Origin of the sequence: Marinomonas sp. UCMA 3892 (genome assembly GCF_012726345.1) — a bacterium.
In the GTDB taxonomy this organism is placed as follows: Bacteria; Pseudomonadota; Gammaproteobacteria; order Pseudomonadales; family Marinomonadaceae; genus Marinomonas.
The window spans coordinates 140946-154934 of record NZ_PTXN01000004.1; the positions used below are offsets into that span (position 1 = coordinate 140946).

The window sequence follows — 13989 nt, forward strand, 5'->3', positions numbered from 1 at the left end:
TAATAACTAAAAAAATAAAAGGAAATAACCATGAGAGAAGAACGCATTGATGGCCAAGAAACACCCTATTGGAAAATGGGGCCTTTTAAAGTCAGACTGCCTTTTGTCCATTATCGTTTCGAATGGCCGGATTACTTTCAAGGCCTACTAATGTGTGCGGTCGACTTAGCCGCCATTCCGTTAATGACTGAATTACTCGGGATGCCATTTGAAGTCGCATTGGCAGTCGTCATGCTGAATGGCTTGTTCTATTTGTTACACCATTTGTTAGGCGACCCTGTCGTACCTGGTTGGATCACACCAGCGATTCCACTACTTATGGCATATTGCTCAACCTTTCCTGAAGGGCCTGAACGAATACATGCTCTGGTGTCATTCCAGTTACTCTTAGGGGTATTTGCGATTTTTATTGGGGCCTCGGGATTGGCACACAGGGTAGTATCACTCATACCACAGGCAATAAAATCTGGCATTATCATAGGTGCCGGTATTGCTGCTGTCATGGCGGTATTTAAAGTCGACGGACGTTTTGATACTTACCCTGTGACTATTACCCTTGCGGTTGGCGTAGCGTTCTATGTGATATTTTCGCGTCATTTTGCGGAACTAAAGCAAAACAATGCCTTGTTTAATCTTATTGGTAAGCTGGGTATTTTCCCTATCGTTGTTTTAGCAATTGTCATTGCACCAACTGTTGGTGAAACCTCTTGGCCGACAATTCAGTGGGGATTCTCATCTCCAGACTTTGTTACTCTTTGGAAAGAGTACACAGTATTCGGTCTCGGTATGCCGCCAATTATGATGTTTATTACCGCAATACCAACCGTCCTTGCAGCCTACATTGTGTTGTTTGGCGATGTGTTACAAAGTAAAGCGATTTTAGATGAAGCTGATCTAATTCGTACTGACGAAAAAATTGATTATAGTCCAGACCGTGCACACATGATTTTTGGTGCAAGAAACTCAGCAATGTCAATTCTTGGGCCTGATGTCGCGATGTGTGGACCTCTTTGGGCGGCTATGCACGTAGTAATAACAGAGCGTTTCAGCCAAGGTAAAAAAGCTATGAACTCCATCTTTGGGGGCGCGGGCTCTTTCCGCTGGGGAACCAATACAGGTTTACTATTCATGCCTATCGTCACACTGGTTCAACCTATTCTGGGTGTAGCTTTGGCACTTACTTTGCTGATTCAAGGCTATGTATCAGTGAAAATCGGTATCATGGAGGCTAGATCTCAACGTGACCTTGGTATCGCAGGTATCGTTGCCGCTGTTCTGGCGACTCGTGGTGCAACATGGGCATTCGCTGTTGGCGTAGTATTATGCCTTCTAGTCTACGGTCGTGATTTCTTCAAGGGTGAAAAAGACACCACTTTTGTAAAAGATCAAACAAAGTAAAGATCCAATCAACAGACACGGCTCCGTCGTGTCTGTTTTTGAAAAACCAGAACCGTTTCCTCCTTGTTATTGACTGACTCAACAACAAAAGTACTTACTTAAAAAAAACAGGCACTCTCTCGTTCTCTATATTTTATTGTCAATAATCCACCTAATTTCCGTTATATGCCTTCTAACTTGCCTTTCACGCCGTCTGGAATATTCCCAAGCGTGGCGTTATCCAATAGACTAACCGTCCGGATTTTCTGGGCTTTAAGGCCTTACTAAACTTCCGATAATAATGTTTAAAACTGTGGGTATTTTAATGTTAAACAAACTGGTCAGTTCAGCTGAGGCGATTTCCCATTACATGGGAAGATGCGTTGCTTGGCTTACGTTAGCGATGATGCTACTTACCTGCCTCATCGTGCTGTTGCGTTATGGCTTTGGTATCGGTGCGAGCGCTCTGCAAGAGTCCGTGCTTTATATGCATGCCATGGTCTTTATGTTGGGCGCAGCGTACACATTTAAAGACGATGAACATGTTCGCGTTGATGTTTTTTATCGTGACTTTTCTGTCACTAAAAAAGCGTGGGTAAATATCATTGGCGGTCTTTTCTTTCTTTTGCCATTCACGCTTTACACCGCATATTTGAGCTTTGATTACGTGAGTGCTTCTTGGCGAGTATTAGAAACCTCTCCTGAACCTGGCGGTTTGCCTTTTGTGTATCTGCTAAAAACACTTATTCCTATCATGATGATTAGCCTGATCATTCAAGGTACGGCTGATATTTTGAAGAATATTGGCGTTGTGACTACGGCTCGCTCCCTCATTAATAAACAGGCTAAAGGACAAAACTAATGGCTGAATTTATTCCTTTATGGCTGTTTGCTGGCGTTTGTGTCTGCTTGCTTTTTGGTTACCCTGTAGCATTTTCTTTGGGCGGCACTGCGCTTATTTTTGCCGCGGTTGGCTCTATGTTCGGCACCTTTGATAGTGTTTTCTTAGAAGCCTTACCAAACCGTTTATTCGGTATCGTCGGCAATGAAACCTTAATCGCAGTACCACTGTTTGTCTTGATGGGCGTTTTGCTCGAAAAATCCAAATTAGCTGAAAAACTACTCGACTCCATGGCCATGTTGTTTGGCACATTGCGTGGTGGTTTAGGCATTTCGGTTATTTTGGTGGGCATGTTACTGGCGGCGAGTACAGGCATTGTTGGTGCAACCGTGGTTACCATGGGCATGATTTCGTTACCAACCATGTTGCGTCGTGGTTACGATCCAGCGTTAGCCGCTGGTACTATTTGTGCAACTGGTACGTTAGGTCAAATCATTCCACCATCCATTGCCTTAGTTCTATTGGGCGATGTCATGTCCAATGCTTATCAAAAAGCACAATTAGAAATGGGGATCTTCTCGCCTAAAACCATCTCTGTGGGAGATTTGTTTGTTGGTGCACTGATTCCTGGCCTAATCTTGGTTGGGCTTTATATCCTTTACGTCATCATGGTAGCTTGGTTGCAACCGCACAAAGCACCTGCTGTACCTCGTGACGAATTACGTAATGGCTCAAACGAATCCTTAGCTGTTCAGCTATTTAAAGGATTGGTGCCTCCTTTAGTACTTATCTTCGCTGTATTGGGCTCCATTCTTAGCGGGATTGCGACACCAACCGAAGCCGCTGGCGTTGGCGCACTTGGTGCTGCTCTATTGGCGTTAGGCAGCGGTAAACTAAACTTTCCTACCTTAAAAGACGCGGTATATTCGACAGCCAAAGTTACCTGCATGGTGTTTATGATCCTAATCGGCGCCTCTTTATTTTCGTTGGTGTTCCGTGGCTTTGGTGGCGAAGAGTTGATTCAAGACTTCTTCTCGCAACTTCCTGGTGGCGTTGTTGGCGCAATGATCGTCGTGATGCTGCTAATGTTCTTTCTTGGCTTCATCCTAGACTTCATTGAAATCACCTTTGTGGTTGTGCCAATTGTTGCGCCAGTATTGTTAGCAATGGGCTTAGATCCAGTGTGGTTGGGTATTATGATGGCAATCAATTTACAGACATCATTCCTCACTCCACCATTCGGATTCGCGCTGTTTTACTTGCGTGGCGTAGCGCCTCCAGAGCTTAAAACTCAGTCTATTTATAAAGGCGTAATACCTTTTATTCTTATCCAGGTTTCTGTGTTAATCATGTTATCTATCTGGCCAGAGATAGCTACTTGGCTACCTGAACAAGTCTACGCAGACTAAGGACATCAATATGAAAGCAATGCAAATAAAAGACTACGGCCCAGCCAGCGATTTATCGCTGGTTGATACCAAAACGCCAAGCATTAATGATGATCAAGTTTTGGTTCAAATTGGTGCCGCAGGGGTAAACCCTGTCGACACTTACATTCGCTCAGGCACCAATAACTATTCCACGACATTTCCGCATACTCCGGGATCGGATGGCGCTGGAACTATTGTTGAGTTGGGTGCCAATGTTACAGGTTTCGAAGTGGGGCAACGTGTCTACTTTAGCCGTAACCTAACCGGCTCATCTGCTGAATTTGCCGCCTGCGCAGCAACTCACACCTATCCGCTGGCTGATGCCTTGTCTTTCGAAGAAGGCGCTTGCGTTGGTATTCCTTACACAACGGCTCATCGTGCCTTGTTTGGTCGTGCTAACGGCAAAGCCGGCGACAAGGTATTAGTACATGGTGCAACTGGCGCAGTAGGTATTGCTACTGTGCAATTAGCCTTAGCAGCAGGAATGGAAGTGGTTGCCAGTTCAGGCACAACCGCTGGCGCAGATTTATTACGCCAGCAAGGCGTAAAAACTATCATTATGCACAATGAAGCTGATCATCTTGCGCCTTATCAGTCGTTAGAGACGGGTTTTGATATTATTATCGAGATGCTTGCCAATCACAACTTAGATCAAGACTTAAAAGCCTTGGCCTTTGGTGGTTGTGTTAGTGTTGTGGGAAACCGCGGCACGGTTGAAATTAATCCTCGTGACTTAATGGCTCGTGATGCTTCTGTCGTCGGTGTAGCATTAGCTAATGTGAAGCCAGCCGAGCTGACTTTGATTGCGAAATCCTTACGCCCGCTGTTTGAAAAAGGCGTACTTAAGCCCGTTATTCGTCATAGCTACCCGCTTACCGAATTAGCGAAAGCACACGAAGATGTCTTAAAATCTGGTGCGCTAGGCAACCTTGTTATTCGCATAAACTAGAACAAATCAATACAACTCAAACATGACGCTTCATAAGCTCTTTTATAGGCTTTTTATAAGCTCTAAAAAAAGAAAAGCGTCGTGTTTTTTTCACCTTCAATCTGCCTCTATATGCACTCCAAGCCCCTATTTATGCAGTAAAATCCGACATCTTCAAAAAAATACGCTACTAAAGCCGCCTTAAGGTCGCTATACTTTCTTACTTATGTTTATTCAAAAGGCACATTTTGACTCAGTCTGATTCCGATGTTTTCAGCCTACCTACCGAAGCGGACGCCCACGATCATGATTACCATCAACTGGTGGTTGTGCTAGATGGTAATACCGATTTCGATATAGAAGGCAAAAGCAAGCAGTTGCATACTGGCGAAGGTTGTATCCTTCCGTCAGAGAACAGCCATGCGTTTGCGGGTCTGGGTGAAAATCGCATCATGGTGGTCAATCTGCCTATTCCGCCGCAAAAAGGTATTACCGACGAAGAATACGAAGTCGTATCACGTTTGTTTGACCAAGCAGCGTATTTTCAGCTTAATCCGCGTTTACAGATATTGGCCTCTGCCCTGTCTGGTGAATTACAGCAGTATCCAAATGATATGATTCTGGCTCGCGCTTGCGGCAACACTTTATTGAGCGCCATTCGCCACCAAATAAACAATAAAGATGTACGTTCTCGTGGCAACCATCTTGATATCGATAAACTGGACCAGTTTATCGAGCTAAATTTATCTCGCCGTGTTCATATCGATCAGTTGGCAAACTTCTGCTTTTTAAGTGTTAGCCAGTTTCACGAGCGCTTCAAAGACCGCACCGGCATGACACCACATCAATACTTAATGCGTAAACGTCTAGAACGCGCCCAAAGCTTACTCGCTGAAGGTTTCCCGCCTATTCAAGTGGCCGAAATGTGTGGTTTCTCTAGCCAAAGCGCCATGACCAATGTGTTTTCTCAAACCCTTGGCATTACGCCATTAAAATACCAAAAGCAATTTGGTAATCGCTAATTCTCTTTCTTCCTAAAACACCATAAAACGCCCTATTTATAAGCATTTCGATCATTTCTTCAGATCTTCTGCACAAGAATGAATATATGTCCCATTTATTCTTATCCAGTCGGACTTTCTTATAAAAAAAAACGATTTTTTCGAAAGACAATTTATCCCTTCTGTCACTAAAGTGTCAGCATTATCCAGACATGCATTTTTTTGATTATGCAGAGTGAAAAGTAGTCAAAAAAGCGCTTAATGCTCTATAACAATATGCGGCCTTAATAAAAAGTCATTTGGTTTTTTATGTTAACGCGGGAGAATCCAACCATGTTTAAAGCGATTGAGGTGTTACAACCTAACTTCATTCAGCGTCCACTCAATGAATTGTGGCAGCTGATTTCCCCTCTTTACAATATGGATGAAGAGAAGTGGTTAAATGAGTTATTACCTTTGGCAAGACCCACTGAAGGTGAGCTAGAAACCCAAACCAATGCCGCTGCAAATTTGATTGCCGAAGTCCGCAAAGACGACGATAGCATGTCAATGATCGACGCTTTGCTATTGGAATACAGCCTAGACACCAAAGAAGGCATTTTGCTGATGTGTTTGGCAGAAGCGCTAATGCGCGTGCCAGATAAAGAAACGGCAGATGCTTTCATCAAGGACCGTTTGAGCGTTGCCGATTGGGCATCTCACGCTAAAAACTCGGATTCTTTCTTCGTTAATGCTTCTACTTGGGGCCTATTGTTGACGGGTAAAATCGTCACTATGGACGAGAAAAAAGACGGTACGCCAGCTAACTTGGTTAACCGTATGGTAAACCGTGTTTCTGAGCCGGTGATTCGTAAAGCGATGAACCAAGCGATGAAAATCATGGGACACCAGTTTGTTCTAGGCCGCAGCATCGAAGAAGCTTTGTCTCGTGGCAAAAGCTACCGTGACAAAGGTTACACCTATTCTTTCGATATGCTAGGTGAAGCCGCATTAACTGCAGCTGACGCAGACAAATACCTAACGTCTTATATGAAAGCGGTCGAATCTGTTGGCAAAGACACTTATAGTCAGAAACATCGCCCAACCATTTCTATCAAGTTATCTGCGCTACACCCGCGTTATGAAGTGGGTTGTGAAGAACGCGTAATGACAGAACTGTTCGACAGCGTTAAAGGCTTAATTATCAAAGCTCGCTCGTTAAACGTTGGCATTACTATAGATGCAGAAGAAGCTGATCGCTTAGAACTGTCATTGCATTTGTTTGAAAAACTATTCCGTGATGAATGCACCAAAGGCTGGGGCTTATTTGGCCTTGTGGTTCAGGCTTATTCAAAACGCGCTCTGCCGGTTTTGGTTTGGTTGGCAGCACTATCTAAAGAGCAAGGCGACCGCATCCCTGTGCGTCTAGTGAAAGGCGCTTACTGGGACTCTGAGATCAAGCTTTGCCAACAACGCGGTATCAATGGTTACCCTGTTTACACTCGCAAAGAGTCAACAGACGTTTCTTACTTGGCTTGCGCTCACTTTTTACTGAGCGAACACACTCGTGCGAATATCTTCCCGCAGTTTGCCAGCCATAACGCACACACTATCGCGACGATTAGCTGTTTAGCTAAGCAATTAGGCGCGACAACACAAGAATTTGAATTCCAACGTCTACACGGTATGGGCGATGCCCTTTACAACCGTTTGATCAAAGGCAGCGACATCTGCGTACGTATTTACGCGCCTGTAGGTAGCCATAAAGACTTACTTCCATACTTGGTTCGTCGTCTACTCGAAAACGGCGCGAACAGCTCATTCGTTCACCGTTTGATTGATGCCAGCTACCCAATTGCCGATTTGATTAATCACCCAGTCACGACTCTTGAAAGCCGTAAATCATTGGCGAATCCGCATATCAACTTGCCAGCCAACTTGTTTGACGACCGTAAAAACTCTTTTGGTCCGAACATCGAAATTGAATCTGATTGGACGCCTTTCAAAGCTAAAGTTGATGCCTTTATGGGACAAGACACCCAGTGGCGTGCTTTCCCTATCGTTGGTGGTGAGAAAGTAGCAACAGGTCAAACGCATTCTATTGAAAGCCCATACGATCACAACCAAACCGCAGGACAAATTGATTGGGCAGACGCAGCAACCGTCACCAAAGCAATTGATCTAGCCGAAGCTGCTTTCCCTGCATGGTCAGCGCGCCCAGCGACAGAACGTGCTGATTGCCTAGATAAAATGGCTGACTTGATGGAAGAAAACTATGCGGAATTAATGGCCCTTTGCCACCGTGAAGCAGGAAAAACCATTCAGGACAGTATCGACGAAGTTCGTGAAGCGGTGGATTTCTGTCGCTATTATGCGCAACAAGCTCGTAGCCACTTTGCTAACCCAACACATTACACGGATTTCTTAGGCAATGAAAAACAAGCTAAGCTAAACGGCCGTGGCGTATTTACTTGTATCAGCCCTTGGAACTTCCCATTGGCAATCTTTACAGGCCAAGTGGTTGCCGCTCTTGTGGTTGGTAACACAGTGGTTGCGAAACCGGCTGAGCAAACTAGTTTAATCGCTTTCCGTGCCATCGAAATGCTCCATCAGGCAGGCGTTCCGACAGACGTTCTTCACTTGTTACCAGGTGACGGCGCGACGGTTGGTGCTCCACTTACTAGCGACAAACGCATTGCTGGTCTTGCCTTCACAGGTTCCACTGGCACAGCACAATTGATCAACCGCACGTTAGCGGCTCGTGGCGTGGCACCTGTGCCAGTAATTGCGGAAACCGGTGGTCAAAACGCTATGTTGGTTGATTCAACCTCTTTACCTGAGCAAGTGGTTCGCGATGCAGTTCGTTCGGCGTTTGCGTCTGCTGGACAGCGTTGTTCTGCATTACGCGTATTGTTCGTGCAAGCTGACATCGCCGATCGTGTTATTCCGATGATAAAAGGTGCCATGGCTGAACAAAGCGTTGGCTTGCCTTACCTACACAGCACGGATGTGGGCCCAGTTATCGATAAAAAAGCACAGAGAATGCTGCTAGATCATATCGAATACATGAAAGCAGAAAGCAAATTGATTGCCCAAACCGAGCTTCCAGACTTTGCTAAAAACGGTACTTTCGTTGCACCAACGGCGTTTGAAATTGCCAGTATTGATCAGTTAACAGATGAGAAATTTGGCCCTATCCTTCACGTTGTACGCTACAAAGCACGTGATTTGGATAAGATCATCGACACCATCAATAACTCAGGCTTTGGTTTGACTATGGGTGTTCACAGCCGTAACGAAACCACTTGTGCACGCATTGCTAGTCGCGCTCGTGTTGGCAACCTTTACATTAACCGCGACCAAGTCGGTGCGGTAGTTGGTGTTCAGCCTTTCGGCGGACAAGGTTTATCCGGCACAGGGCCAAAAGCTGGCGGTCCACATTACCTTCAACGCTTCGCTATTGAGCAAGACCTTTAAGGGAGACATTACTATGACTATCGTACAACCTATCCAAATTCAGGTCGCTCAAAAAGTCTTCGAAGCATGGGACAAGCTTGGCGTAAACGGTCGTGCAGAAAAACTGCAGAAAGCCCTTAACGCCTTCCCTAACGAACAGAGAAAAATGGCTGCTTGGCAAATCAATAATGCTAAGCAATCTATTGCAGAAACACGCGTCATGCCTGGGCCAACTGGCGAACGCAATGAGCTATCAAACCAAGGCCGTGGCGTGTTCCTTTGCATGTCGTTTATCGAAGGTGATAAGGCAAAAGTCGGTTTAGTAGGCCAAATTTTTGCTGCACTTATTGCAGGTAACCCAGTGATTACTGTTGGTCCAATAGGCCAAGAAATCATGGATATGATTTCTTCATTTGTGGCTGAAGGTGTCGTGCAGAACATTGCAGAATCAGCGCAAGATTCTTTGATCGAAGCCAATCACCTAGCTGGTATCGCAACGCTTTGCGACCCTATGCAAGCGCAACAGCTTAGCCAACGTCTTGCAGCGAAAAGTGGCCTAATCTGTCAGTTGGTTGAAGAAACCGATGCGGAAAATTTAAGTGTTATTGCTAAGCCGCATTACGTTCTGCGCTTTGTTACTGAACGCACTGTGTCCAACAACACAACAGCGATCGGTGGCAACGCGACACTGCTTGAATTAGGCAGCATGAACGACTAATCCTCGCTCTGACAGAATACATATAAAATGAAAAAGTCCTTCTTGATAACAAAAAGGACTTTTTTTATATCACTCAGAACTTGATGGTAACAACGCATTTTCCCACGCTTTAATAAAACGTCGACGCTTAGAGTCATCAAGATATACCATCAAAGCCGGCCCTAATGGAATGGGATGAAAATTAATCGTCTGATCTTGTACATCTTGTTGTGATACCAAACTATCAATATCCGGGAATAAAGCCACCAGCTCGCTTTTTTTCGCAATCACATCCTGCCCTTCCTTAGATATCAAGAAATTCACAAAGCGCTGCGCATTAGATACATGTTTGGCTTGTTTGGATATAAACACAGCGCGGCTCACCACTAACGCATAATCTTGCGGAATCACCACACCAATTCGGCTATCTCGTTTTTCACGTCCCAAAGAGTAGGAACCCAATAAGTTATACCCAAACAATAATTTTCCTGACGCTATATCATCCAATAAAATAGCGGTGTGCCCATACACCTTGGTGCGAGCACGGCCTAAGCTTTCTTGTAGACGCCCGCTAATACTTGATGTTACTTCATCTTGTGTAGCAACCAAGTAGCCAATACCTGAACGACGCGCATCATAAGAGCCCACTTTATGAATAAAAAAATCATGCTCATTACGCATCACACTGGCTAATGATTCATGGGTCAAAGGCACTGTCTTACCTTGAAAGGCTTTTTTGTTGTAAACAAAGACAATCGGCTCGTAGGTAAACCCTATCACTTCATTACGCCAATTAGCCCAACTAGGTAAGGCCGCAACAGCTTCGCCCAACACGGGCTGGGCATAACCATCATTAACAAGTCGAACCTGCAGGTCCATGGCAGAGCTAATCACCACATCCGGCTGATTTGCTAAGGACTCAGCTCTTATGGTCTGATCCAATTCTTGAGTATCAAACTCATGGTATTCTAGCGCTATCTGAGGATTTTGTATTTTAAAGGCTTCAAGTACAGATTCGATTGCGTTTAAATCCGTCGCGCTGTATATGATTAATTTGTCGCTTTCCCGCACGGTTTCCAATGCCGCCGACTCGGCAAAGGTTTTGCTGGTCAGCAGTATAATCAAGATGCTTAATAGCTTCATGATAAAGCCTCATTGGGAAAGTGTAGCCGCGCCCGAAGCCCACCTAACGGACTGTCTTCTAAGTAAAATTCTCCACCATGTGCTTCAGCCACACTGGTCACAATAGACAAGCCGAGACCTGAACCATTAAGTCCATTTTCCAAGCGCTGAAAACGTTCTAAGGCTTTTTCTCTCAATTCGATAGGAATGCCTGAACCAGCATCGTCAATAATAATATCAATACCTGAGGAATCCATTTGTAAGCAAATCTCAATCTGATTCTGCTCAGGACCGTAATAAATAGCATTATCCAAAAGGTTGCGAACGGCTTCTCGTAAGCTAATGGAATCGCCCATAAACAAAGGTAGTTGCTGCTCGCATTGGTAAGAAAAATCTATCATACGATGGGCATTGTCTCGTACACATTCAGTTAATAACTGCTTCATGACTCTCTCGATATCCATCTTTTCGGTAACCACCGTATCACCTCGATGTACCACCATAGCGTGGGTGAGCAACTGATTGGTTAAACGCGTCAAACGTTCATGTTCTTTACGAATTTTACTTAAATGTTCTGGCAAGTCCGCCAAATTTTCGCTTTGGCTAGCAATGTCTAATTGAGCTTGAGTCGCACTTTGTGCAGTACGAATTTGATGACTAGCATCGGCAATAAAACGTTTCATCACAGCTAAATTGGATAATAGTTGCACTTGATAATCATTGATTGCATTTACTAATGGCGAAACTTCTTGAATGGGCGTTGCTTGAACAGGCTTGGCCGATATCAATGAGTGAGATGCTAGGCTCTTAGAAATAGAACTCAACGGCTCAAGGGCACGATTAATCGCCACCCACAAGACAATCATCACACAAGCCATAATACCAAACAGTACAGCGAAGCTTCGATATAGAATGTCATTCATCATCTTATGTCGCGCTCTAAGTGTTTGCGCCAGCACCACAGTGACCCAACCAGACACCGCAGGCTCTGATAGCCTTTTATGGCGAATTACGACACGAACCTCTTCAGATAAATAATGCGCATTATAAAAAACGATAGCCGAATCTTCGTTAAATTCATTAGGTAAAGGCATGTCTGGATAACCGGTAATCAGCTCGCCTTGAGTACCTAGCGCCTGATAAAACACCTTGTCTTCATCGGCAAGCTGCATCATTTCAAATGCGGCGTAAGGCAAATCGAGATCCACTTGTTTACCATAAACATGCAGGCCTTCCATGATGGACAAGCTAGCGCTGTTGAGTAGTCGATCATAGGAATAATTGGCTGACTGACGAGCGTAGTGCCAAACTCCCAGACTTAAAATCAGAAAAATTGACAGTAATAACAAGGCTGAGCGGCCTAGCATTCTCGTGCGTATTGAGTAGCTTTTCTCAGTCATTAACATGTGCCAAATACCCTAAGCCACGTATAGTTTTAATGATTAGCGTCGAACCATCTAGCTGCTTTCTTAAACGAGTCAGAGTTTGCTCAATAGCATTAGGAGTATAAGCTTCATCATAACTATAGAGCCGATTGGAGATGTCATCTTTGGTAAGAACACGATCAAGGTTTTTTAGAAAAAGCTCCAACAATTGCAGCTCTCTTGGTCGTAAATCTAAGGTTATGCCATTCACTTTGGCAGAATGCGCAGCCAAGTCATAAACTAAATTGCCGCATTGTATTTCGTTACTGGCTCCTCCTCGCTCACGTCGATAAAGTGCACGACAACGGGCTGCTAATTCACGAAAATCAAAAGGTTTTGCTAAGTAATCATCAGCCCCAAAGTCCAACGAACTAACTCTATCATCAACTTCGGTTCGAGCTGTTAAGACCAAAACAGGGATGCGATTCCCCTTGCTACGTAAGCTCTGCAACAGTTGGAAGCCACTTTTGCCAGGTAAATTTATATCTAAAATCAACAAATCAAAGTCGTCAAAAGACAGACTCGCTTCGGCTTTTTCAACTGAACCAATCCAATCGATAGGATGACCTAAATTCTTAAAATACACACGAATCGAGTCGGCCAAGCTCTCATTGTCTTCAATCAATAACATACGCATGACGGAACCCTATCTCTTCTTCTTGTCAGGTTAGTGTCAGTTTAAAGGAGTAACTTTGCTCACTCCTGTGCAACTTTGTACAGCAAAATAAAACAAAAATAAATTTGGAGAATAATAAATGAAATCCAATATTGCCTCTTTATTACTAGTAGGCGGTCTTACCGCTGCCCTAAACGCCAGTGCTTTTGAACCAAATAAACCAACTTGTATTGCTCCTGCTAAACCAGGTGGTGGCTTCGATTTAACCTGCCGTATTTTATCAACTGGTTTTGCCAAAGCTGAAATCACTAAGATCCCAATGGCCGTGACCTTTATGCCTGGTGGTATCGGCGCCGTTGCTTATAACTACATCAATTCCACGACGCCAGACGATCCAAACAAACTCGTCGCGTTTAGCTCTGGATCTTTGCTTAACATCGCTCAAGGTAAATTCGGTAAAGGATTAGACGAAAATAATGCTCGCTGGGTGGGCACAGCTGGTGTTGATTATGGTGCAATTTTGGTAAAAGCCGATGCTCCATGGAATACATTGGGTGAATTAGTAGACGATATCAAAAAAGACCCAAGTAAATTTGTGCTTGGTGCTGGCGGCGGTGTTGGTAGCCAAGACTGGATGAAAGCAGCAATTCTCATGAAATCTTCTGGAGTAGATCCTAAGAAAATGCGCTACGTTGCTTATGAGGGTGGCGGTGAAGCGTTAGCCGCACTACTTGGTGGACACATTAAAGTTTTCCCTGGTGATGTAGGCGAAATGGAAGGCTTAGTTGAGTCTGGCAAAGTGAAAGTACTTGGCATCATGTCTCCTGAGCGCTTAAAAGGTAAGTTCTCCAAGTATCCAACAGCCATTGAACAGGGCTATGACGCCGAGTGGACCATTCTTCGTGGTTACTATTTAGGGCCTAAGGTTTCAGACGAAGCCTACAACTACTGGGCAGCTCAATTCCAAACAGCCTATAAAAACCCTGCTTTTGAACAAGTTGTGGTCGACCAAAACCTTGTACCATTTAACATGTCTGGTCAGGTTCTAGATAGCTACATTAAAGAACGAGTCGCTTATATGCGTGGTTTAGCAAAAGAAGCTGGCTTAATTAAGTAGT

General features: G+C 44.5%; 11 protein-coding genes. 8 read left to right on the forward strand and 3 right to left on the reverse strand.

The genetic code is table 11. From position 1 onward, the window contains the following. Positions 1 to 30 precede the first annotated feature (30 nt). The 7 genes from B6N13_RS07230 (at position 31) to B6N13_RS07260 (ending at position 9730) form a co-directional block, all read left to right on the forward strand. Complete coding sequence (locus tag B6N13_RS07230) at positions 31 to 1398, forward strand: hypothetical protein (RefSeq protein ID WP_169458968.1); 1368 nt, start codon at positions 31 to 33, stop codon at positions 1396 to 1398. A gap of 304 nt (positions 1399 to 1702) precedes the next feature. Beyond that, a complete protein-coding gene (locus B6N13_RS07235) occupies positions 1703 to 2239 on the forward strand; it encodes a TRAP transporter small permease subunit (protein ID WP_169458969.1) in 537 nt (178 codons plus the stop codon). Continuing rightward, positions 2239 to 3627, forward strand: coding sequence for a TRAP transporter large permease subunit (locus B6N13_RS07240; protein WP_012072085.1), 1389 nt, complete (start codon positions 2239 to 2241; stop codon positions 3625 to 3627). The genes B6N13_RS07235 and B6N13_RS07240 overlap by 1 nt, the downstream gene beginning before the upstream one ends. 10 nt (positions 3628 to 3637) lie before the next feature. After that, on the forward strand, positions 3638 to 4597 hold the full coding sequence (locus B6N13_RS07245) for an NADPH:quinone reductase (RefSeq protein WP_169458970.1): 960 nt from the start codon (positions 3638 to 3640) through the stop codon (positions 4595 to 4597). A gap of 227 nt (positions 4598 to 4824) precedes the next feature. Next, positions 4825 to 5598 carry an AraC family transcriptional regulator gene (locus B6N13_RS07250; RefSeq protein ID WP_012072087.1) on the forward strand — a complete coding sequence of 258 codons (774 nt, stop codon included), beginning with the start codon at positions 4825 to 4827 and terminating at the stop codon, positions 5596 to 5598. A 312-nt stretch (positions 5599 to 5910) separates the two neighbouring features. Then, on the forward strand, positions 5911 to 9033 hold the full coding sequence (putA, locus tag B6N13_RS07255; protein ID WP_169458971.1) for a bifunctional proline dehydrogenase/L-glutamate gamma-semialdehyde dehydrogenase PutA: 3123 nt from the start codon (positions 5911 to 5913) through the stop codon (positions 9031 to 9033). Between the two features lie 13 nt (positions 9034 to 9046). Beyond that, positions 9047 to 9730, forward strand: a complete 684-nt coding sequence (locus tag B6N13_RS07260) for a 1-pyrroline-5-carboxylate dehydrogenase (protein WP_012072089.1) — start codon at positions 9047 to 9049, stop codon at positions 9728 to 9730. Positions 9731 to 9799: 69 nt separating this feature from the next. On the opposite strand, the gene B6N13_RS07265 is transcribed toward B6N13_RS07260, so the two are convergent. Genes B6N13_RS07265 through B6N13_RS07275 form a run of 3 tightly spaced genes read right to left on the reverse strand, consistent with a single transcriptional unit; the run spans position 9800 to position 12892 of the window. Beyond that, positions 9800 to 10852, reverse strand: coding sequence for an ABC transporter substrate-binding protein (locus B6N13_RS07265; RefSeq protein ID WP_169458972.1), 1053 nt, complete (start codon positions 10850 to 10852; stop codon positions 9800 to 9802). Continuing rightward, positions 10849 to 12237 carry a sensor histidine kinase gene (locus B6N13_RS07270; protein WP_169458973.1) on the reverse strand — a complete coding sequence of 463 codons (1389 nt, stop codon included), beginning with the start codon at positions 12235 to 12237 and terminating at the stop codon, positions 10849 to 10851. The genes B6N13_RS07265 and B6N13_RS07270 overlap by 4 nt, the downstream gene beginning before the upstream one ends. Next, positions 12224 to 12892: a response regulator transcription factor gene (locus B6N13_RS07275; RefSeq protein WP_012072092.1), complete on the reverse strand. Its 669-nt coding sequence runs from the start codon at positions 12890 to 12892 to the stop codon at positions 12224 to 12226. The genes B6N13_RS07270 and B6N13_RS07275 overlap by 14 nt, the downstream gene beginning before the upstream one ends. A 118-nt stretch (positions 12893 to 13010) precedes the next feature. Here B6N13_RS07275 and B6N13_RS07280 point away from each other — a divergent pair, with 118 nt between their 5' ends. Further along, positions 13011 to 13988, forward strand: coding sequence for a tripartite tricarboxylate transporter substrate-binding protein (locus tag B6N13_RS07280; RefSeq protein ID WP_012072093.1), 978 nt, complete (start codon positions 13011 to 13013; stop codon positions 13986 to 13988). Position 13989 lies beyond the last annotated feature (1 nt).